Raw genomic sequence first — 22337 nt, forward strand, 5'->3', positions numbered from 1 at the left:
CATGACCCAGCCTCCAGTCCCGCTCGGCCCGGACGGGCAGCGTGACCTCGTCGCCCGCATCGGCCAGGCCCTCGTTTCCGCGACGGCACCCGGTTGGCGCCGCTTGCAGGTCGACTACCGGGCCGCCGGACGGCACGTCGAGGTGGACGTCCTGGTTGTCGCGCCGGACGGGCGCGCGCACCCGGTCCGGCCGCACCCGGAGGCGGTGCGGCTGCTCGGCGTGCTGCGCAGCGGCATGTACCAGCCGGGACGCGGCACCTGGCTGAGCGCGACCCTGGTGTTCGACCCGCGGCGACCGCCGTCCGCCGAGTTCCGGCCGGACCAGGAGCCCGGCTGGCGGCAGGCGCCGCCGCCGATCGGCTTCCAGGACGAGCTGCGGTTCTTCCCGAGGGCCGACCGCTTCCTCCCGCCGTGGCTGCGCGCCAGGGCCGGGCTGTCACCGTCGAACCCACAGCCGGGAGCGGCACCGGTCGTCAGCACGCCGCACCCGCCGGCCGAGACTGCCGAAGACGTCCGGACGCCCCGCGTCTACGACGGTCTCGACGAGGCCGGGCGGCCGGTAGTCGAACGGGATCCGCTTTCACCCGGCGAACGCGAGCAGGTGCTCGCGTACCTGGAAGCGGCGCCGGTGGTGCTCGCGGCGCGGACGTACGAGACCGACGCGTTCGACCCGTCGCGCACCGACGTCGTGCCGCTGACCTTCAGCACCGACGGCACCTGGGTCTGGCCCGGCGCCGTCGCGTATTACCTGCGTGAGCACGAGGTCGCGCCGGATCCCGAGCTGCTGGGCCACATCCGCGGGCACCGGTTCGCCGTCCCGGAGGTCGGCGAGCCCGCACGGGACCTGGCGCTGGCCTCGATCACCGGGCCACCGTCCACTTAGGACGTCAGACGATGGTGAACCCGGCGTCGGCGAGGGCGGCTTCCACGTCCGCGCAGTGCTCGGGGCCGCGGGTCTCCAGCGCCAGCGCGACGTCGACCTCGCCCAGGGCGAGGCTGCCGGAGATCCGCGAGTGCTCGACGTCGAGCACGTTCGCGCCCAGGTCCTTCACACAGCTGAGCACGGAGACGAGCGAGCCCGGCCGGTCCGGCACGCGCAGGTGCAGCTTGAGATAACGGCCGCCGGCGGTCATGCCGTGCTGGATGATCTGCTGGAGCAGCACCGGGTCGACGTTCCCGCCGGACAGGATCGCGACCACCGGCGGCTCGAACGCGCCCGGGTGCTGCAACAGCGCGGCCACCGTCGCGGCGCCGGCCGGCTCGACCACCAGCTTCCGCCGCTCCAGGCACAGCAGCACGGCGCGCGAAAGGGACTCCTCGGTGACCGTGACGATGTCGTCCACCAGCGAGGAGACATGCGCGTAGCTGACCGGCCCCGGCTGGCCGACGGCGATCCCGTCGGCCATGGTGTGCAGCTCGCCCAGCCGGACGGGCGCCCCGGCGGCCAGCGAAGGCGGGTACGCGGCGGCGTCCTCGGCCTGCACGCCGACCACGCGCACGTCCGGGCGCAGCGCCTTCACCGCGGACGCGACGCCGCCCACCAGGCCACCGCCGCCGGTCGCGACGAGCACCGTCTTCGCGCCGGGCACCTGCTCCAGGATCTCCAGGCCGACGGTGCCCTGCCCGGCGATCACGTCGACGTGGTCGAACGGGTGGATGAACACCGCGCCCGTGCGCTCGGAGAAGGCGATCGCCTCGGCGAGCGTCTCCTCCAGCACGGCGCCGAACAGGTGCACGTCCGCGCCGTAACCGCGGGTCGCGGCCAGCTTCGGCAACGGCGCGCGCAGCGGCATGAAGACCGTCGAGGAGATCCCCAGCAGCGAAGACGCCAGCGCGACGCCCTGGGCGTGGTTGCCGGCGCTGGCCGCGACCACGCCGCGGGCCCGCTCCTCGGCGCTCAAGCCGTGAATGCGCGTGTACGCGCCACGGATCTTGAACGAGCCGGTGCGCTGCAGGTTTTCGCACTTGAGGTACACCGGGCCGCCGTGGAGCCGCCGGAGGTCGCGCGCGTGTTCCATCGGGGTGAGGCGCGTGATGCCCTCCAGGAGCTTGCGGGCCTCCTGAACGCGCTCGAGGCTGACCAGTTCCATGGTCGCGATGATGCCACCCACCTATGGCCGGAGTGCACCAGACGGGCGACCGGTACGCTGATAACAGCAACCACACGTGATCAGGGAGTGCGACTATGGCCGCCGAGAGCGACGCGCCGAAAGCCCGGCGTCTGGGCGTGACCCGTTCGGCCGGTCTGCTGCCCCTCGTGATCGGCGTGGTCTCCGCGGTCGCCCTCACCGGCGCGGCCTTCTTCACCGTGGACGCGGCCGGCTGCGGCGGCCCCGCGCAGTACATCCGCCACGACAACCACGTCGAGCTGGTCGGCGGCTGCGTGGACGGCTCCGAGCTGTCCCCGGCCTCACCCGAGGAGGAAGCGGCGGCGCACCACTCGGTGCACAACGCCCACCCTCTTCCCAGCAGCTACCGCCCCTGAGATCACCACGCACGAAGAACCCCGCGCCTCCACCGGAGACGCGGGGTTTTTCGCGAACGGGAGGGCTCAGCCCAGCGCGGCGTTGAGGTCCGCGATCAGGTCGCGGGCGTCCTCGATGCCGACGGAGAGGCGGAGCAGGTCGGCCGGGACCTGGAGGGTGGAGCCGGCCGTGCTGGCGTGGGTCATCCGGCCCGGGTGCTCGATCAGCGACTCGATGCCGCCGAGGGACTCGGCCAGGATGAACAGCTTCGTGCGCGAGGCGACCTCCAGGGCCGCTTCCTCGCCGTCCGCGTGGCGGAACGACACCATGCCGCCGAAGCGGCGCATCTGCTTGGCCGCCGCCTCGTGGCCGGGGTGCTCGGGCAGGCCCGGGTAGTAGACCTCGGAGACCTTCGGGTGCTTCGCGAGCGTCTGCGCGATCAGCTCGGCGTTGTCGCTGTGGCGCTCCATGCGCAGGGCGAGGGTCTTGAGGCCGCGCAGGGTCAGCCAGGCGTCGAACGGGCCGGGCACCGCGCCGGCCGCGTTGCGCAGGTAGAACAGCTGCTCACGCAGGTCGTCCTCGTCGGTGACGACCGCGCCGCCGACCACGTCGGAGTGGCCGCCGAGGTACTTGGTGGTGGAGTGCACCACGATGTCCGCGCCCAGCGCCAGCGGGGTCTGCAGGTACGGCGTCGCGAACGTGTTGTCGACGACCAGCCGCGCGCCCGCGTCGTGCGCCACGCCGGCCAGCGCCGCGATGTCGGCGACGCCCAGCAGCGGGTTGGTGGGCGACTCGCACCAGATCAGCTTGGTCTCCGGGCGGATCGCGGCCCGCACCTCGTCGATCTTCGACAGGTCGGCCACGGTGTGCTCGATGCCCCAGAGGCTCAGCACCTTGTCGATCAGCCGGAACGTGCCGCCGTACGCGTCGTTGCCCAGCACCAGGTGGTCGCCCGGGCGCAGCACGGTGCGCAGCACCGCGTCGGACGCCGCCATGCCGGAGGCGAACGCGAGCGTGTGGCGCGCACCCTCCAGGGCCGCGAGCGCCTGCTCCAGCGCGGTGCGCGTGGGGTTCGCGGTGCGGGAGTACTCGTAGTCGCCCTCACGCGTGCCGCCGACGCCATCCTGCGCGTACGTCGAGGTCTGGTAAATCGGCACGATGACCGCGCCGGTGCGCGGATCGGGCTTCTGTCCCGCGTGGATCGCACGTGTTTCGAAGCCCAGGGCGGAGTAGTCGTCGACCATGCACCCAGGGTACGGCCCACCCCCGACAATCCCGTCAGGTGGGACTGATCTCACCAGCCGCCGGGAGGTCCGCCCTGATAAGGCGGGACGGCGGGTCCGCCTTGGTACGGCGAAGGCCCGGGGTGCGCGGGCGACACCACCCTTCCGGCCCGCTTCGGCCGCACCAGCAGCACGCCGACGACGCCGGTGACCAGCGCGGCCGCCAGCTCCGGCCAGACGTCCCAGCCGTGGCCCAGCGCCTCGACCGCCGCGTTCACGAACGCCAGCGTCGCCGCCCCGATCGCCAGCCGGGCGCCAAAACGCTGCCCGCCGAGCAGCGCCACCCCGGACGCGGCCACGACCAGCCAGCAGGCGAACTCGAGGACCAGCGCGACGACGCCGTTGCCGTCGCGCCAGTCGCTCATCGAGAACAGCGTGAGCAGGACGCCGGTGACGCCGAGCGCCACCAGCACCACCGTGGCGAGCAGGCGGTTCAGCGCCGGGTTGGCGGCCAGCACCAGGCGCAGCCGGGATTGGCGCGGCGCGCGCCGTCCCTCGGCCACCGCCCGGTCGTGCCCGCGGTGCACGCCCCGGACGATCAGCCCCACCACGGCCAGCACCAGTACCAGCGGCGCCAGCGTGAGGCAGCCGACCGTGCCGTACGCGCCGTCGACGCGGAACTCGAAGGACCGCTCGAGGAATTTCCCGTACGGCGCACCGAGCAGCACCGGTTCCAGGAGCGCCGGCGCCACCGCGAGCACCCCGCCGACGATCAGCAGGACCAGCCCGCCCGCCGGCCGGATGAACGTCGTCGCGGCACCGGCGAGGAAAACCAGCCCCGCCAAGGCGAACAGCACGAGCACGGTGATCGCGCCGCCGGACAGCACGGCGCCGGTCTGGAGCTTCGTGAGCAGCACGATCGGCGTCGACACCGCGACCCCGCCCATGCCGAAGCCGAGCAACGCCGTCACTGTCCCGGTCGCGCCCGCGCCACGACGGCGCGGCGGATGGCCGTACGTCAAAGAATCGGTCACCAGCCCTGCGGGCCGCCCTGCTGCGGGGAGTACCCACCCGGGTACTGCTGGACGCCCGGGTTCGGGTTGCCGAGGCCGACCCACAACGCGGTCGGCTTCACGATCACCAGGATCAGCGTGGCGATCGGCGGCAGGATCGAGAGGATCGAACCGAACGAGCCGTAGGCCAGCGCGCCCGCGGTCCGGCCCAAGCCCCCCACGCCGACGAGCGCGAGGATCAGCGAGATCACGGTGTACGCGATCGTGAGGCCACAGCCGATCATCACGCACATCCGGCCGATCGGCTTGTGCATGATCAGCGTGATCCCGCCGAAGAGCAGCAGCCCGGCCATCGCCAGGCTCACCACCAGGGACACGAGGCCGAAAACGAGGAAGTGGCTGGAGCCGCCGGCGACGATCGCGACGGAGCCGATCACGCTGATCAGCGCGACGATGCCGCCGAGGATCGCCAGCACGGCGGCGGTGATGGCCGTGCCGCCACCGGGCTTGGGCGGCTGGATCGAGCCGGGACCGCCCGGGTAGGCCGGGAACGGCTGCTGGCCGTACGGCTGCGGCTGCGCGCCGAACGGCTGGCTCGGCTGCCCGTACGGCTGCTGCTGCGGCTGACCGTACGGCTGCTGTTGCTGGGCCGGGAAAGGCTGGCTCGGCTGGCCAGGATAGGGCTGTTGCTGCTGCGCCGGGTAGAGCTGCCCGGGATACGGCTGCTGCCCCGGCTGCTGGGGTCCAGGGTTCTGCGGTCCTGGGTTCTGGGGGTAGGTCACGGGGCGTCCTCGAGATCCGGCGGGCGGTGTCGGGGATCATCGTGCCAGGTCGACGGGCCCTTCGGGGCGAAAATCACCACTGTCCCGGCGAGTGCGCCCCGTACGGACGCGCCACCGGTGTCCGATACCGGAGGTAGGAGAAGGTCGGCGGCAGCGCCGAGAGGACCAGCACGAGCGGCGCGAGCACGCACAGCGCCGCCCGGGCCGTGCCGGGCGTGTTGTGCAACCCGAACGCCGACTGGAAATAAGCCGCGTAACCCGCGGTGCTGACGAGTGTCGACTCGACCAGGAGCGCCCCGATCGCGAGCAGCGCGCCGAGGATCAGCAGGACCGCGCCCGCGGTCGCGCGGAAGATCGTGCCGAGCGCGCCGAGCAGGAGGACCAGCCCGGCGACGAGGTACGCGCCGAGGTCCACGAGTGTCCACAGAGGAAGGTCGCCGAGGCTGAAGCCGGACGGGATGCCGAGGAACACCGTGACGGGCACGTAGCCGGCGATGACGGCGGCGGCCAGCCCGAGCAGCGCGGCGATCACGGCCGTGGCGCCGGACGGACGCCGGATCGGCCGGTCCGCCGCCGATTCGCTGGATTCCGGCGGCTGCGCTGGGTCTCCGTACGGGCCACCCACTCCTGCTCCCCCATCAGCTCGCACCGGAAACGACGGCGCTCACCATAGCCCGGAAAACGCGGCCATGGACCGGAAATGGCGAAGGAATGAAGAAGCCGTGCCCGTACCTCCCCGGCCTCGGAATGGATCAAGATCGATAACGCGAACTGTTACCGAAAAACCGCATTTCTCAATTCCTCGCGAATAACGGCTGCGAACGGCGAAGGGCCCCTTCAACGCGTTGTCGGCGCTGAAGGGGCCCTTCGACCACGGACCGTCAGACGGTCACCACTGCTGCTGTTGCGGCGGCTGCCCGTACCCGCCCGGCTGGCCGGGAGGCGGGCCGTAACCGGGAGGCGGCTGCTGGCCCGGGGGCGGGCCGTAACCCGGCGGCGGGCCGTAGCCCGGCGGGGGCTGCTGGCCGTAACCACCCGGCTGCTGCGGCTGGCCCGGCTGCGGGAATCCGCCGCTGCCCGGCTGGCCGTACGGCGGCTGGCCCGGCTGCTGCGGCTGCCCCGGCTGACCGAAACCGGGCTGCTGGAAACCACCGCTGCCCGGGTTCTGGCCGCCGGGCTGACCGAAGCCGGGCTGCTGACCCGGCTGACCCGGCTGACCGAACTGGCCCGGCTGCTGCTGGCCGAAACCGGGCTGCTGGCCCGGACCGCCGAAGCCACCGGGGCCGCCCGGCTGTTGCGGCCCGGCGTCGCCGAGCCCGACGAACTTGGCGGTCGCCGGGATGAGGCCGAGCACGCCGACCACGAGGATCACGATGCCGAAGATCAGCGTCGGCAGGCCCGCGGTGCTGGTGGGACCGCTGGAGCCGGCGCCGGCCGCCTGCATCTGCTTGAGGTAGGAGCTGCTCACCGTGGTCCCGTTGAGCAGCAGGATCGAGAACACCCCGAGGACCAGACCGCCGACCGCGACCACGATGGGCACGATCTTCTTGAGCCCGCCGAGCTTGCCCGCGAGCGCGAGGCCGACACCGCCCACGAGGCCGATGATCGCGCCGACCAGGATCAGGATGACGTAGAACGTCACGGTGCCGGGGCTGGCGAGCCCCGCCGCGCTCAGTGCCTTGTCGACGGTGGCCTGCGGCACGCCTTCGATGGCCTTCGAGTAGTCGCTGGCGTCGCCGAGGTAGCTGAACGAAATGATCAGCGCCACCAGCCCGAGCACGGCTGTGACCCCGCCGGCGATGTAGCCGAACAGGCCGGCCCCGCCGGCACCGCCCGCCGGGGCGCCGAACGCGGGCTGCGCGCCGAAGCCCGGGGGCTGCTGGCCGAACCCGCCCTGCGGCGGCTGGCCGAAGCCGCCCGGGGCGCCGAAGCCCTGGGGCTGCTGACCGGGCTGGCCGAACGCGGCCTGCGGGTCGCCGGGCTGGCCCGGCTGCCCGAACGGCTGGCCGGGCTGGCCGTAGCCGCCCTGCTGGCCGAACCCGCCGACGGCGGCGGGGTTGTCCGCCGCGCTCGGCGGCGGGGCGTACGGAATGGCGGGCGGCTGCTGGCTGGGCGCGACCATCTGCGTCGCCTCGGCGCCGCCGTCGGTCAGCGGGTTGACCATCTGCGTCGCGTTCGCGTCACCCGGCTGGCCCCCGCCCGGCTGCACGACCTGGGTCGGCTCCGGCGTCTCGCCGAAAGCACCCCCGCCGTAGGAGGGCTGCGGCTGGCCCGGCTGGACCACCTGCGTCGGCTCCGACGTGCCGAACGGACTGTCCTGCTGAGGTGTGGGACCACTCGGTGGGCCCTGCGGCGGCTGCTGGCCGCCGTCCCAGGGCTGGTTCGGTGGCTGCGGAGCACTCATGTGGGTCTTGAACCCCCTTGACGAGGACGCGAAAAAGTTCTATCGCGACCACGCTATCGGATAGCGGGGCAAGGCGCTCGTAACGCCCCGGCCCGCTCCGCCGATTTGCTCCGCCCTATCGTCCCGCGAGGAAGCCCAGCAGGTCGTGCCTGGTGACAACGCCCGCGGGCTTGCCGTCGATCAGCACCAGCGCGCCGTCCGCGGCCTCGAGCGCCTTCATCGCCGAACTGACCTGCTCGCCGGCGCCGATCGTGGGCAGCGGGGGCGACATGTGCGCGTCCAGCCGGTCGGCCAGCTGCGCCTTTCCGGTGAACAGGGCGTCGAGCAGGTCGCGCTCGTTGACCGCGCCCACCACCTCGGCCGCCATCACCGGCGGCTCGGCGCTGACCACCGGCATCTGGCTCACGCCGAACTCGGACAGGATCGCGACGGCCTCGGCGACCGTCTCGTTCGGGTGCGTGTGCACGAGGCTGGGCAGCGAGCCGCTCTTCTTCGTCAGCACGTCGCCGACCGTCGCACCCGAGGAGTCGGGCGGGAGGAAGCCGTAGGAGGACATCCAGTCGTCGTTGAAGACCTTGGTCAGGTAGCCGCGGCCGCCGTCGGGCAGCAGGACCACGATCACGTCGTCCTCGGTCAGCCGCTCGGCCAGCTTCAGCGCGGCGGCCACGGCCATGCCGCAGGAGCCGCCGACGAGCAGGCCCTCCTCCACCGCGAGGCGGCGGGTGATGTCGAACGAGTGCGCGTCGGAGATCGGGATGATCTCGTCGGCGACCCCGCGGTCGTAGGTCTCCGGCCAGAAGTCCTCGCCGACGCCCTCGACCAGGTAAGGCCGCCCGCTGCCGCCGGAGTAGACGGAGCCCTCGGGGTCGGCGCCGACGACCTGGACGCGGCCGTCGCTGGCCTCCTTGAGGAAGCGGCCGGTGCCGGAGATCGTGCCGCCGGTGCCGACGCCGGCGACGAAGTGGGTCACCTTGCCGTCGGTTTGGCGCCAGATCTCGGGGCCGGTGGAGTGGTAGTGGCTGGCCGGGTTCTCCGGGTTGGCGTACTGGTTGGGCTTCCAGGCGCCGTCGATCTCGCGGACCAGCCGGTCGGAGACGTTGTAGTAGGAGTCCGGGTGCTCGGGCGCGACCGCGGTCGGGCAGACCACCACGCGGGCGCCGTACGCGCGGAGCACGTTGCGCTTGTCCTCGCTGACCTTGTCCGGGCAGACGAACACGCACTTGTAACCCTTGCGCTGCGCGACCATGGCGAGCCCGACGCCGGTGTTGCCCGAGGTCGGCTCGACGATCGTGCCGCCCGGCTTCAGCTCGCCGGAGCGCTCGGCGGCTTCGATCATGCGCAGCGCGATGCGGTCCTTGACGCTGCCGCCCGGGTTCACGTACTCGACCTTCGCGAGCACCAGCGGCTTCAGCCCCTCGGTCAGCGCGTTCAGCTTGACCAGCGGGGTGTTGCCCACCAGATCCACGATGTGCTCGGCGTACTCCACGACTGCGCTCCTGCCCTTCCGCGCCGGATCTCGGCGGTCGGCGTCCAGCCTAAACGCTTGACCTGCGCGGCCGTCCACTCAGCCGGGTGCGGAGACCCCGGCCGGGAAGACGGCGCCGGTGAAGTCGGGCGGTGTCTTGAAGGTGGCCCGGGTGAAGTCCGCCTTGGTCGCGAACGCGGCGCCGCGGAAGGTGGTGGCCCCGAAGAAGCGCGCGTGGGCGAACACCGCCGAGCGGACGTGGCAGTACTTCAGCGAGAAGTCGAACAGGTCCGCGCCGTCCAGGTCGAGGTCGATGTCCGGCCAGAACCAGGCGTCGCCGCCGTCCTCGGCCGGGTGCAGGTGCACGGTCAGGATGCGTTGCGCGGCCTTGCGGACCTGCGTTTCGCCGGCCGACTCGTCGAAGGGCATCCGCAAGTACGCGCACAGCACGTTGACGATGGTCTGGCGCTGGAACCGATGCTCCTGCGCCAGCCGTTCCAGCGCGTAGAGCCCGGCGAGGCGGACCGGCGCCTTGTCGGCACCGAGCTGGTCGGCGGCCTTGCCGTACATCTCGGTGATCCGGCGCTGGGTCGCGTCGTGGTCCTTCTGCTCCAGGTCGAGTTCGGCGGAACGCTGGCGACGCGCGGCGAGCAGCAGGGCGGCGGCCCCGCCGGTGCCGACGACGATGTTCGCGGCCGTGCGCAGGGCGTCGAGCCGGGCCGAGTCCTGCGGGCTGCCGCCGCCGAGCGTGCTCAGCAGGAGGACGGCGGCGGCCGCGGCGACCACGATCAAACCGGCCCCCCACCACAGGATCGTGCTCGTGCGCAGGGCCCGGCTCCGGTTCGTCACGGACGGGATCCTGCCAGTACCGGGAGTGGCCCACGTCGCCTTCGGCTTTCCGGCGGGCGTGACAGGCGGCACTATGGTGAGCAACCGCTTAGTGCCGACGACCCGAGGAAGTGTCCACGCCATGCCCGAAGCCGTCATCGTCTCCACCGCCCGCTCCCCGATCGGCCGCGCCGGCAAGGGATCGCTGGTCAGCATGCGACCCGACGACCTGGTCGTGCAGATGATCAGGGCGGCGCTCGACAAGGTCCCGCAGCTCGACGCGGGCGACATCGACGACCTGCTGCTCGGCTGCGGCCTGCCCGGCGGCGAGTCCGGGTTCAACATGGGCCGCGCGGTCGCCGTCGAACTCGGGTACGACCACCTGCCCGGCTGCACGATCACGCGGTACTGCTCCTCCAGCCTCCAGACCACCCGCATGGCGATGCACGCGATCAAGGCCGGCGAGGGCGACGTGTTCATCTCCGCCGGCGTCGAGGCCGTGTCGCGGTTCGCCAACGGCAGCTCCGACTCCTGGCCGGACACGCACAACCCGCTGTTCGCCGGCGCCGAGAACCGCACCAAGGCCACCGCGGAGTCGGGCTCGGGCAGCTGGACCGACCCGCGCACCGAGGGCAACGTGCCCGACGTCTACATCGCGATGGGCCAGACCGCGGAGAACCTGGCGCGGCTGAAGGGCATCACGCGCGAGGACATGGACGAGTTCGGCGTGCGGTCGCAGAACCTCGCCGAGAAGGCCATCGCCGACGGCTTCTGGGCCAAGGACATCACGCCCGTCACGCTGCCGGACGGCACCGTGGTGTCGAAGGACGACGGCCCGCGCGCGGGCGTCACGATCGAGGGCGTCTCGGGGCTGAAGCCCGTGTTCCGCCCCGACGGCCGCGTGACGGCCGGGAACTGCTGCCCGCTGAACGACGGCGCGGCGGCCGTGATCGTCATGTCCGACACCTTGGCGAAGCAGCTGGGCCTGACGCCGCTCGCACGCGTCGTCTCGACGGGTGTCACCGGCCTTTCGCCGGAGATCATGGGCTACGGCCCGGTCGAGGCTTCGAAGCAGGCGCTCAAGCGCGCCGGTCTGTCCATTTCGGACATCGACCTGGTGGAGATCAACGAGGCGTTCGCCGCGCAGGTCATCCCGTCCTACCGCGACCTGGGCATCGAGCTGGACCGGCTGAACGTCAACGGCGGCGCGATCGCGGTCGGCCACCCGTTCGGCATGACCGGCGCCCGCATCACCTCGACGCTGATCAACTCCCTGCAGCACCACGACAAGCAGTTCGGCCTCGAGACCATGTGCGTCGGCGGCGGCCAGGGCATGGCGATGGTGCTGGAGCGCCTTTCCTGACAGCTGCGTAACGAGAAAGGGGCCGCTCACGTCAGCGCGTGAGCGGCCCCTTTCGTTGCGTGACAAGGGTCAGTGCATCGGCACGGCCACCTGGGCGGCCGAGTCCGCGTCGGCCTCCGGCACGAAGCGCTTCTTCGGCAGGAAGAACGCCGGGATCAAGCACAGCGCCAGCAGCACCGTCGCCCACAGGAACGTCGTCGCGAACGAGTCGGCGGTCAGCGTGGCCGCGGCGGTGTGCGTGGCCGGGTTCAGCGTGGCGGCCGTGGCCGCGAGCTGGCCCTGGCTGGTCGAGACGCCGAACTTCGCCGCCAGCAGGGCCGCCAGGATGATCGACATGATCGCGGAGCCGATGGCGCCCGCGGTCTGCTGGACGATGTTCGTCGCCGTGGACGCCTTGGCCATGTCCTTGGGCCGCAACGTCTGCAGCGCGGCCGAGGTGATCGGCATCATCGTGGCCCCCATGCCGAGGCCCATCACGAACAGCGAGGACAGCAGCAGCCCGTACGACGTGGTCGCGCCGACCTGGGTGAAGACCACCATGCCGAGCACGATCAGCCCCAGGCCGGGCAGCACGATGCGGCGCGCGGCGATCTTGTCGGCCAGCCGGCCGGTGATCGGCATCGCGAGCATCGCGCCGAGGCCCTGCGGCGCCAGCAGCAGCCCGGCGTGCAGCGCGGATTCGCCGCGCACCAGCGTGAAGTACGTCGGCAGCAGCAGCATCGCGCCGAAGAAGCCGACGCAGAACACCGACATCGTGATCATCGCGACGGAGAACGACCGGTTGCGGAAGAGCTTCAGGTCGATCAGCGGGTGCGCCACCCTCAGCGCCCGCAGCACGAACGCGACGAGCAGCACGAGCCCGGCCAGCGCGGGCAGCCACACCTCGACCGCGCCGACGGTGCCGGTGGACGGGATCCGCGAGACGCCGAAGATCAGCGCCGCCAGGCCCGGCGACACCATCAGCATGCCCACGAAGTCGAACCGGCCCGAGGGCTCCGGGTCGTCCTTCGGCAGCAGGCGCAGCGCGAGCAGGAAGGCGAGCACGCCGATCGGCACGTTGATGTAGAAGATCCAGCGCCAGCTGACCGCGTCGACGAGCCAGCCGCCGAGGATCGGCCCGCAGATCGGGCCCAGCAGCATCGGCACGCCCAGCACCGACATCACGCGGCCGATCCGCTGCGGGCCGGCCGCGCGGGTCAGGATCGTCATGCCCGCCGGCATCAGCATGCCGCCGCCGAGTCCTTGCAGGACCCGGAAGATGATCAGCGATTCGACGTTCCAGGCCAGCCCGGCCAGCATCGAGCCGACCAGGAACGTGCCGATCGCCAGCAGGTACAGCCGTTTCGTGCCGAACCGGTCCGAAGCCCAGCCGGTGACCGGGATGACCGTGGCGAGCGCCAGCATGTAACCGGTGGCGACCCACTGGATGGTGTCGAACGAGGTGCTGAACTCCAGCGTCAGCTTCTGCAGCGCGACGTTGACGACCGTGGTGTCGAGGATCGCCATGATCGCGCCGAGCACGACCACGGACGCGACCCTCAGCACGTCCCGGTCGAGCTTGTCCCCGGGCCCGGACGGGGCCGATTGTGCAGGCATGTGGAAACCCCCCTTTTGTGCGGCCGAGGATAAGTGACCCGCACCGGGGGGTTCCACTGATTTTGCCGAAAGCGAAAGAAAGGGGATTCTTCACCGTCCACGATGGATTGGCGAAAAATCCCGGCCTCAGCAGATGCTGTCGGTGGGCACCGGGTTGCCGAGGCCGAACAGCGGCCGCAGCTTGATCCCGATCCACGTGCCGCCGAGCGCGAAGATCCCCCACAGCCAGCCGTGCAGGCTGCCGACGGAGATGCCGCCGAGGTACGCGCCGATGTTGCAGCCGCCGGCCAGCCGCGCGCCGATGCCCATCAGGATCCCGCCGAGGATCGCGGCGACCGCGGTGCGCCAAGGGATCGAGCTGTGGATCTTCCACGCGCCCGCCGCCGCGGCCGCCACCGCGGCGCCGATCATGATGCCGATGTCGGTGAGGCTGGTCTTGTCCTTCCAGATCGGGCTGTGCAGCGAGGTCGCGTTCGCCTTGAGCTGCCAGAACTCCCAGTGCTCCGGGTGCAGCCCGAACACCTGCAGGACCTTCGCGCCCCACAGGCTGAACGCACTGGTCACGCCCCAGATCCCGCCGGAGACAAGGTAAACGGCGCCGGCCAGCACCCCGAGCACGACGGCGCCGACGAGCATCGGCCACGCGCCGCGGTAGACCCGCGCGAACCCGCGGGCGGTGGGCACGACGTCGACCGGCGGGGGCAGGCGCCGCTTCTGGACGGTGCGCGTGACCAGCACGATGGCGGCGAGCACCAGGATCGTGATCGCCCACGAGCCGAACCAGCCGACGTGATCGGCGAGCAGGATGCCCGGAACCTGGGGCCAGCCGTCGAAAATCGGGTAACCCCAGGTGTAGAGGACCGAGCCGGTGATGAACCCGCCGAGCGTGAGCACGATCGTCGACTGCCCGGAGCCGACCGCGAACAGCGTGCCGGACGCGCAGGCACCGCCCAGCTGCATGCCGATCGCGAACAGCGTGGCGCCGACGAACAGCGCCACCCCGATCGGCCCGACGTTCGCCACCGGCACCGGTTTGCTGCCGAAGAGCCCGGCGCCGGTGCCGCAGATCAGCGCGATCAGCGTGGCGGCCGTGCCGAGCAACAGGGTGTGGGCGCGCAGGCCCTGGCCGTTGCCGACGGCGATCAGCTGCCGCCAGGCGGAGGTGAACCCGAACCGCGAGTGGAACAGGGCCAGCCCGAGCAGCAGCCCGAGCACGAGCAGGACGCCGAACTTGGCGCCGTAACTCGCCCACACGAACCAGGTCAGGCCGATCGCGAGCGCGCCCGCGACCACCAGCGGGACCACCCGGACCGGGTCTTCCGGCTGGGGCACGGGCGCGGCGCAGGAGGTGGGGAAATCGAGGAGTTTGTTGTCTCCGGCTGGGGATTCAGTGGTCGCCACCAGGACTCCTGGTCTTCTCGGTGGAGCAGGGCGCCAAAGGTTAGGGCGGGTGACCGGCCGGTCGCAGCCTGTCCCAAAGAGTGCGACGAACGGGCGAGAGGGGGCATCCGAACGGACCCCGGACGCCCCCTTTGTTACAGCTCGCCTTACCGCCCGATCAGGACTTGATGCAGAGCGTCAGCTTGGGCTGGGAGTACGACCGGTACTCGGTCGCGTCGGTGCCCTGGCAGACGGCTTCGCCCTCCTGACCGTCGACGACCTTCACCAGCTCGGCATCCTTCGCCGGGTCCGAGCACGGCACCTTCTGGTAGCCGGCCGTCTGCGACTGGTAGCCCTTCAGGCAGTCGCCCTGCTTGGCGTTGATCACCAGGCAGAGGCGGTAGTCCGAACGGCCGGTGACCTCGTACTCGTCGTACATGCCCTCGGGGCACTTGTCGGACGCGTTGTCCAGGCGTGCGCCGATCTTGACGTTCGCGGCGGCGTCGTTGCAGTCGATCTTGTCCGGCGTGACGCCGTTGGTGAACTCGGCGACCTTCAGGCAGTCACCGACCTGCGCGCTCTCCGGCGAGCTGGAGTAGCTGACGATGCCGATCACCACGGCCGCCACCACGACGACCAGGATGAGGCCGAGCCGGAGGAACCGGAACTTCGACTTCGGCGCCACCGGCGCGGGCGGGAACTGGCCCGGCGGGAACTGGCCCGGCTGGCCGTACGGCGTCCCGGGCGGCGGACCGTACGGGCCGGGCTGGCCGTACGGGGCCTGGCCGGGCTGCGGATATTGGCCGGGCTGCCCCGGCGGGAACTGGCCGGGCTGACCAGGCTGGCCGGGTTGACCGGGCGGCGGGAACCCGCCGGACGGCTGACCGTAGGGATCGGGCGGGCCCACCGGCGATTGGCCCCCAGGGGCCGGAGGGATGACGCTCAACGTCGACCTCACATGTGTGAAGGGAAATCGGACTTCGATATCCAACACGCAGGGTGATCAACATGGCGCACCGGTCCCCTGATTGGCGGACAAGCGCACAGAAAAGGCGCCCCGTTGATCACGGAGCGCCTTCTCGGGAGACCTGTGCGAGCGTTACTCGCGCAGGTAAGACAGCAGTCGCAGGATCTCCAGGTACAGCCAGACCATCGTGGTCATCAGGCCGAACGCGGCGTACCAGGCCCACTTGGACGGCATGCCCTCGCGGATCATGCGGTCGGCCTGGTCGAAGTCGAGCAGGAAGCTGAACGCGGCGATGCCGATGACCACCAGGCTGAAGATGATCGCGATCGGGCTGCCGTCGCGCAGCGGGTTGTAGCCGAAGAACACCGCGGTCAGCAGGTTCACCAGCATCAGGATCGCGGCGCCGGCGACGGCCCCGATGATCCACTTGGTCAGCTTGGGCGTGACCTTGACCGCGCCGGTCTTGTAGACCACCAGCATCGCGATGAACACGCCCGCGGTGCCGATCAGCGCCTGCAGCGCGATGCCCGGGTACAGCAGCTCGAACAACCCGCTCAGCGCACCGAGGAAAATGCCTTCGGCCGCGGAGTAGGCCAGCGTGAGCGGCCCGCTCGGCTTGCGCCGGAAGATGATCACCAGCGAGATGACCAGGCCGACGATCATGCCGCCGATGAGCGCGCCCAGCAGGGCGCCGTTCATCCCGGCGACGCGGCCGAGGGAGTCGACGACCAGCTGGGTCTGGGCCCAGATCGCCGTGAGCACGCCGAAGACCAGCGCGACCCCCAGCGAGAGGCCGGTCTTGATCACGACGTCGTCGACCGTCATCGGCCGATCGGCGGCGCCGGTGGACATCTGGCCCGGGCCGTAACCGGGCACGCCGCCCTGGCCCTGCGGCATGCCGTACGGCTGGTTGAAGCCGACATTCGGCCCGTACTGCCCGCCCGCGGCCTGGCCGCGCGGCAGGTTGCGGAACGCCGGGTTGCTACTGGAACGCACCTGATCCTCCTGGATCTGCTGGCACCTTGCATCGGGTTCAACGACCGGTCGGGCCGACTGGTTCCCGTCGAGTAAAGAGAACTTTACCCTCTTCCCCGATCGTGGCCACGCAGCCGAGCCGGGCTACACCGTATGCGACTGAGATCACGACCGTTCACCGCAGGTCACCCGATGGACTCTAGACATCCGGGGTGGGCTGACGGGACTCTTCACTTCGCGTGTTCGAGATGTAACCGAAGGCGTGTCGGGGAGCTATTCGATCGTGTGACCTGCGACGACGTAAAAGGCGTTGTCGGGGAGCGCGAATAAGGAGTCAACACACCATGGGGTGGACCTCACGCCCGCGTGCGGGGAAGCGCGCGGTCACCGGCCTGGTCGCCGCGGGCCTGCTCGGCGCACTCTCCGTCACCGCCGTGGGCACGACGCCCGCGCTCGCGGCGACGCAGGAAGGCGTCGGGCACGCCGTCACGCCCGGCCAGCCGATGTCGCCGCACACCCCGAGCCGCAACTGGCTCGGGTCCTACATCGTCGGCGGCAAGCAGGTCTTCTGCGTCAGCTTCCAGCTGAAGGCGCCGGACACCGGCGAGGTGTACAAGCCGGGCGACGAGCTGCTGACCAAGTGGGGCGACAAGATCCCCGCCGACCAGGCGGCCAACATCTCGTACCTGCTGCTGCGCTACGGCGACACCAAGGACGCCGACCAGGCCGCCGCGCTGGCGCACCTGCTGCACTCGTGGACCTCCGCCCCGCGACCCGGCCACGACGACCTGAACCCGAGCCTCACCGCGGACAAGATCGGCTACGACGCGCCGTTCCACCTCTCGAAGCTGCAGAGCCAGGCACCGGGCGCGGCGGCCGACGTCGCCAAGCTAACCACCGACGCGGAGGCCAACCGCGGCCCGTGGACCACCTCGGTCACGCCGCCGAAGAGCGACCAGCACCTCGGCCGGCCGGCCACCTGGACGATCAGCGTCAAGAACGCCAAGGGCACCGGCATCGCGGACGTCCCGGTGAAGATCACCGCGGCCGACGGCACGCTGGCCACGGGTGCGGACGCCAAGGCGTCGGACACCTCCGGCAGCACTGACACCAAGGGAAGCGCGGCCACGCAGGGCGCGCCGGCCGAGACCACCCTGAACACCGGCGCGGACGGCACGATCTCGGTCAAGGTGACGCCGACCGGCGACCAGCCGAAGCTGTCCACCTCGCTCACCGCGCCGGCCGACCGGCCGTACGTGCAGTCGCCGACGGTGAACACCGGAGCCCAGAAGGTGGTCTCCACCGGCGGCGAGAAGACGCTGACCGCGACCGGCACCGTCGCCGTCGCGAAGCCCGGCAAGGTGGCCGTCACCAAGACCGACGCGAACACCGGCAAGGGCATCGGCGGCACCGCGCTGCGGATCACCGGCGCGGACAAGAAGGCCGCGGCCACCGGGCAGGACGGCAAGCCGCTGAACGGTCCCGACGGGCAGCCGGTGGTGGTCACCACCAGCGGCGGCACCGGCGCGGTGACCGTCGACAACCTGCTGGCGCCCCAGGACGTCTGCGTGGTCGAGGTGAGCCCGCCGCCGGGCTACGAGAACGCGTTCGACGCGAAGAACCCGCCCTCGGCGTGCGGCTCGCTGAAGCCGGGAGACACACTGTCGCTCACCTTGGTCAACAAGCCGAACGAGGTGCCGCACGCGATCCCGGCCGGCGACCAGCCGGTGGCGATGGCGAAGGGTGCCGTCGAGACGAGCTACTCCCTGCCGGGCCTGATCGGTCTCGGGGTGCTCGCGCTCGTCGGCTCGGCACTGGTCGGCTTCGCCGCCCGGCGGGCTTCCCGGCGGTAAACGAGAGCGGTAGGGGTATGGCAGCGAAGGGCCGGTTGATCGCCGGTTTCGTCCTCGGCGCGGCGAGTGTGCTCGCGGTGGAACTCGTCACCGTCGTGATCAGCGCACCCCCGACGGCGGTGGTGGCCGGCAGCGCGCAGCCGGCCCCCGCCGCGCTCGCGGCGCGCCAGGGCTCCCCGGCGCCGCCCGCGGTGGCGTCGCCGAGTCCGGCACCGCCGTCCTCCTCCGCCCCGCCGCCGGCCGCGCCCGCGGAGAACCGGCAGCCCCCGGCACCCGGCCCGCAGAAACCGGGCACGATCCGGCTGCCCGGCGGCGGCACGGCGGCGATGGTGCGCCAGGGCCTCGGGCCCGGCAACACGCTGCCGGTGCCGTCGGACATCGGCCAGGCCGCCTGGTGGGGCGCCGCGCTGGACGCGGTGAGCGGGGCGAGCGTGTTCGCCGGGCACGTGAACTGGCGCGGGGCGACCGGACCGTTCGCCGAGCTGTGGAACGAGCGCATCGGCGGCGTGGTGACCATTGTGGACAGTGCGGGCAAGACGGCGCGGTACCGGATCTCCCAGCTGGTCACGGTGCACAAGGACGACCTCGCCGCCCGCGCCGACGACCTCTTCGGCCAAGCCGGCGCGCACCGCGTCGTCCTGGTCACCTGCGGCGGCCGCTGGGTCGGCGGCAGCGACGGCTACGAAGAGAACCGCGTCGTCATCGCCGACCCGGCCTGACCCTCCTGTCGTTCGTTGCCGTCGCGAGGGGGACTTTCGCACCGGTCCCGGCGGTCGCGAACGGCCCTTTCGTACCGCTGATCGGGACCCGCCGGGGCCGAAAACCGGGCCGCGACCTGCGGACCCTCTGCGAAACGCTAAGTTACCTGCGAGTAACATGCCTGGGGCGGGCTGTGGTCAGCACGGCGTCCATGCAGCAGAATGCGCAAGGGTCCAAGCGGTGTACGGCGGAGGGTGAGACAGATGGCGACGTTCTTGGTGACAGGCGCGACCGGGTTGATCGGCCGCCAGTTCACCCGGCTGCTGCTCGCGCGGCCGGACGCCGAACGCGTCGCGCTCGTGGTGCGCGCCTCTTCGCGGGAGCGGCTCTCCGCGCTCGTCGACGGGTGGCCGCACGCCGAGCGCGTCAGCCTGGTGACCGGCGACCTGTCCGAGCCGCTGCTCGGCGTCTCCGCCGAGGACCGCGAAAGCCTGCGCGGCGTCGACCACGTGGTGCACCTGGCCGCGCTCTACGACCTCACGGCCGACGACGACGCCAGCATCAAGGCCAATGTGGACGGTACGCAGCACGTCGTCGACCTGGCCGCGGACCTGGGCGCCGGCGGGCTGCACCACGTCTCGTCGGTCGCCGTCGCCGGTGACCACGAGGGCCTGTTCACCGAGGAGATGTTCGACGTCGGGCAGCGGCTGGTCACGCCGTACCACCGCACCAAGTTCGAGGCCGAGAAGCTGGTGCGCGAGCAGCACGAGGTGCCGTGGCGGGTGTACCGGCCCGCCGTGGTCGTCGGCAACTCCGAGACCGGCGAGATGGACAAGATCGACGGCCCGTACTACCTGTTCCCCGCGATCAGCAGGCTCGCCGGGCTGCCGGACGTGCCGATCGTCGGCCCGGACCTCGGCGACACCAACGTCGTGCCGGTCGACTACGTCGCCAAGGCGCTGCTGGAGCTGGTGACCACCAAGGGCCTCGACGGGCGTGCCTTCCACCTGGTGAACCCGGAGCCGCAGCCGGTCGTCTCCGTCTACAACGCCTTCGCCAGGGCCGCGGGCGCGCCGACGATCACGGCGCAGCTGGGCGACCGCGTGTCCAAGGGCATCGTCGGGCTGGTGAAGCTCAGCGAGCACATCCCCGGCTTCACGATCGCGCGTGACGCGGTGATGGAGCGCCTCGGCATCCCGCCGGTGTTGCTGGAGACGATGGCCTTCCCCTCGGTGTTCGCGTCGGCCGAGACGCGCAAGGCGCTGGCCGGCGCGGGCGTCGACGTGCCGCGGCTCGAGGACTACGCGGCGACGCTGTGGCGGTACTGGCGCGAGCACCTCGACCCGTTCCGCGCGCGCAAGCACGGCCCGCGCGGCGAACTCGACGGGCGGCGCGTGATCATCACCGGCGCGTCTTCGGGCATCGGGCGCGCGACGGCGCTGAAGGTCGCGGAAGCGGGCGGGGTGCCGTTGCTCGTGGCGCGGCGGCAGCACGAGCTGGAAGAGGTGCGCGACGAGATCATCGCCGCCGGCGGCACGGCGTCGGTGTACCCGGCGGACCTGACCGACGAGGACTCGGTGCACAAGGCCGTGGACGCGATGCTGGCCGAGCACGGCCGGATCGACATGCTGGTGAACAACGCGGGCCGCTCGATCCGCCGGTCGATCAAGCTGTCGTACGACCGCATGCACGACTACGAGCGCGCGATGGCGATCAACTACTTCGGCGCGGTGCGGCTGATCCTCGCCGTGCTGCCGCACATGTCCGAGCGGAAGTTCGGGCACATCGTGAACGTGTCGTCCATCGGTGTGCAGGGCATCGCGCCGCGCTTCTCCGCGTACGCCGCTTCGAAGGCCGCGCTGGACTACTTCTCCCGCATCGCGGCCACCGAGACGCACGGTGACGGGATCACGTTCACCACGATCCACATGCCGCTGGTGCGCACACCGATGATCCGGCCGACGAAGATCTACGACGCCTTCCCCACGAAGTCGCCGGAGCAGGCGGCCAACATGGTGATGAAGGCGCTGCTGGAGCGTCCCAAGCACATCGGGACCCCGGCGGGGCAGGCGATCGGGCTCGCGTACACGCTCACGCCGGGCCTCACCGACGCGATCGCGTACCAGGGTTTCCGGATTTTCCCGGACTCCACGGCGGCCGGCGGCTCGGGGCAGCTCAAGATCGGCCGTGGCGAGAAACACCTGTCGAAGGCCGCGATGGCGCTGGCGCGGCTGTCGCGCGGCTTCCACTGGTAGTCACGGAGTGTCTGCGGGGGTGCGGCCGTTCAGGGGACGATCACCAGGTAGGGCCCGACACGTGGCGGTGAATCACCAGTCCTGACGGCGGCGACACAATGTGCGCGGGTACGGTCGGGCGCATGGTTCCCGAGCGAGACAACGGCCTCCTGCCCGTGCGGCGTGAGTACACCGAAGCCTGGCGCGGCTTCGATCGCAACGAGGTGCGTCAGTACCTCGATCATCTGGAGGCGCAGCTGCGCCGGCTGCTGAGTGATCGCGACGCGGCGGCGACGCAGGTGAACACGCTCGCGCGTGAACTGGAGTCCGCCCGCGGCGAGGTGAAGAAGCTGCAGGGCCGCGTCGAGGAGCTGATGAAGCCGCCGGAGCGGCTCGAGGACCTGGACGAGCGGATGCAGCGCACCGTCCAGCTCGCGCAGGCGCGCGCGGAAGAGATCACGAAGCGTGCGCAGGTGGCGGCGGAGAAGCACTGGGCTTCGTCGACCGAGGCGTCGACCAAGCTGCGCGAGCGCTACACGCGGCTCGTGGCCGAGCTGGACAAGCAGGCCGAAGCGCTGCACTCCGAGCATGAAGAGGCACTGAAGGAGACGCGCGCGGAGGTGCAGCGCCTGACCGTCGAAGCGGCGCAGCGCCGGGAACTGCTCGACAACGAGGCGGAGCGCAAGCGCCGCAAGATCGAGCGCGACTTCGACGGCAAGATCACCGCGGAGCGCAGCGCGCACGAAAAGCTCATCGCCGATCAGCGCACGGCGAGCAAGAACCAGGCCGAGCGCCGGATCGCGGAGGCGACGGCCGAGGCCAAGCGCCGCGTCGACGAGGCCACCACGGAAGCCAAGCGCCGCCTCGACGAGGCGACCACGCAGGCCGCGCAGCGCACCACCGCGGCCACGCGGAAGGTCGAGCGTCTCGCCGAGATCCGCGAGCAGGCCCGCAAGAACCTCGCGATGGCCGACGAGGTGCTCGGCCGCAGCGAAGGCCTGCTGGCCGCGCTGCCGGCCGAGTCCGTGATCCCGTCGGCGTCCAAACTGGTCGGCGGCGACGAGGCTCCCGCGGCCAACGGCGCCTCCTC

The 22337-nt window shown here is 71.3% G+C and carries 18 protein-coding genes and 1 pseudogene; 7 read left to right on the plus strand and 12 right to left on the minus strand.

Annotated features, from left to right (window positions below; genetic code table 11):
* Window position 1: 1 nt before the first annotated feature.
* Window positions 2–883, plus strand: a complete 882-nt coding sequence (locus tag BMY97_RS03295; RefSeq protein WP_091612162.1) for a ferredoxin — start codon at window positions 2–4, stop codon at window positions 881–883.
* 4 nt (window positions 884–887) lie between these two features.
* On the opposite strand, the gene ilvA is transcribed toward BMY97_RS03295, so the two are convergent.
* Window positions 888–2090 (minus strand): threonine ammonia-lyase, encoded by a 1203-nt coding sequence (gene ilvA, locus BMY97_RS03300; protein WP_091612917.1) that lies wholly within the window; start codon window positions 2088–2090, stop codon window positions 888–890.
* A 95-nt stretch (window positions 2091–2185) separates the two neighbouring features.
* On the opposite strand from ilvA, the gene BMY97_RS03305 reads away from it, so the two are divergent.
* Window positions 2186–2485 (plus strand): hypothetical protein, encoded by a 300-nt coding sequence (locus tag BMY97_RS03305; RefSeq protein ID WP_245787114.1) that lies wholly within the window; start codon window positions 2186–2188, stop codon window positions 2483–2485.
* Window positions 2486–2551: 66 nt separating this feature from the next.
* Here BMY97_RS03305 and BMY97_RS03310 read toward each other — a convergent pair whose 3' ends face one another.
* From BMY97_RS03310 to BMY97_RS03340, 7 genes are all read right to left on the minus strand, one after another.
* Complete coding sequence (locus BMY97_RS03310) at window positions 2552–3709, minus strand: cystathionine gamma-synthase (protein ID WP_091612164.1); 1158 nt, start codon at window positions 3707–3709, stop codon at window positions 2552–2554.
* A 50-nt stretch (window positions 3710–3759) separates the two neighbouring features.
* A complete protein-coding gene (locus BMY97_RS03315) occupies window positions 3760–4722 on the minus strand; it encodes a hypothetical protein (protein WP_143086109.1) in 963 nt (320 codons plus the stop codon).
* Window positions 4719–5483, minus strand: coding sequence for a hypothetical protein (locus tag BMY97_RS03320; RefSeq protein ID WP_091612169.1), 765 nt, complete (start codon window positions 5481–5483; stop codon window positions 4719–4721). The genes BMY97_RS03315 and BMY97_RS03320 overlap by 4 nt, the downstream gene beginning before the upstream one ends.
* A 73-nt stretch (window positions 5484–5556) precedes the next feature.
* Window positions 5557–6108 (minus strand): hypothetical protein, encoded by a 552-nt coding sequence (locus BMY97_RS03325; protein WP_245787115.1) that lies wholly within the window; start codon window positions 6106–6108, stop codon window positions 5557–5559.
* Window positions 6109–6372: 264 nt separating this feature from the next.
* Window positions 6373–7887, minus strand: a complete 1515-nt coding sequence (locus BMY97_RS03330) for a hypothetical protein (protein WP_245787116.1) — start codon at window positions 7885–7887, stop codon at window positions 6373–6375.
* Between the two features lie 115 nt (window positions 7888–8002).
* Window positions 8003–9373, minus strand: a complete 1371-nt coding sequence (locus BMY97_RS03335) for a cystathionine beta-synthase (RefSeq protein ID WP_091612175.1) — start codon at window positions 9371–9373, stop codon at window positions 8003–8005.
* Between the two features lie 78 nt (window positions 9374–9451).
* Window positions 9452–10201 (minus strand): pentapeptide repeat-containing protein, encoded by a 750-nt coding sequence (locus tag BMY97_RS03340; RefSeq protein WP_177231150.1) that lies wholly within the window; start codon window positions 10199–10201, stop codon window positions 9452–9454.
* A 121-nt stretch (window positions 10202–10322) separates the two neighbouring features.
* On the opposite strand from BMY97_RS03340, the gene BMY97_RS03345 reads away from it, so the two are divergent.
* Entirely contained in the window at window positions 10323–11543 is a 1221-nt protein-coding gene (locus tag BMY97_RS03345) for an acetyl-CoA C-acetyltransferase (protein WP_091612177.1), read from the plus strand.
* 69 nt (window positions 11544–11612) lie between these two features.
* Here the strand turns inward: BMY97_RS03345 and BMY97_RS03350 are convergent, their stop codons facing one another.
* From BMY97_RS03350 to BMY97_RS03365, 4 genes are all read right to left on the minus strand, one after another.
* On the minus strand, window positions 11613–13139 hold the full coding sequence (locus BMY97_RS03350) for a DHA2 family efflux MFS transporter permease subunit (RefSeq protein WP_091612180.1): 1527 nt from the start codon (window positions 13137–13139) through the stop codon (window positions 11613–11615).
* Window positions 13140–13265: 126 nt separating this feature from the next.
* Entirely contained in the window at window positions 13266–14540 is a 1275-nt protein-coding gene (locus BMY97_RS03355) for a YeeE/YedE family protein (protein WP_091612183.1), read from the minus strand.
* Between the two features lie 157 nt (window positions 14541–14697).
* Window positions 14698–15426, minus strand: coding sequence for an LppU/SCO3897 family protein (locus tag BMY97_RS03360; protein ID WP_091612186.1), 729 nt, complete (start codon window positions 15424–15426; stop codon window positions 14698–14700).
* A 192-nt stretch (window positions 15427–15618) separates the two neighbouring features.
* Window positions 15619–16482, minus strand: a complete 864-nt coding sequence (locus tag BMY97_RS03365) for a Bax inhibitor-1/YccA family protein (RefSeq protein WP_091612189.1) — start codon at window positions 16480–16482, stop codon at window positions 15619–15621.
* A 323-nt stretch (window positions 16483–16805) separates the two neighbouring features.
* Here BMY97_RS03365 and BMY97_RS03370 point away from each other — a divergent pair, with 323 nt between their 5' ends.
* The 4 genes and pseudogenes from BMY97_RS03370 to BMY97_RS49320 all read left to right on the plus strand — a co-directional run.
* Window positions 16806–18314, plus strand: coding sequence for a hypothetical protein (locus BMY97_RS03370; protein WP_091612191.1), 1509 nt, complete (start codon window positions 16806–16808; stop codon window positions 18312–18314).
* 17 nt (window positions 18315–18331) lie between these two features.
* Window positions 18332–19033, plus strand: coding sequence for a class F sortase (locus tag BMY97_RS03375; protein ID WP_091612194.1), 702 nt, complete (start codon window positions 18332–18334; stop codon window positions 19031–19033).
* Window positions 19034–19276: 243 nt separating this feature from the next.
* Window positions 19277–21268: an SDR family oxidoreductase gene (locus tag BMY97_RS03380; RefSeq protein WP_091612196.1), complete on the plus strand. Its 1992-nt coding sequence runs from the start codon at window positions 19277–19279 to the stop codon at window positions 21266–21268.
* A gap of 122 nt (window positions 21269–21390) precedes the next feature.
* Window positions 21391–22315: pseudogene (locus tag BMY97_RS49320) on the plus strand (cell division protein DivIVA); the annotation flags it as partial.
* Between the last annotated feature and the right edge of the window lie 22 nt (window positions 22316–22337).

Source organism: Amycolatopsis saalfeldensis, from assembly GCF_900110575.1.
Classification (GTDB): Bacteria; Actinomycetota; Actinomycetes; order Mycobacteriales; family Pseudonocardiaceae; genus Amycolatopsis; species Amycolatopsis saalfeldensis.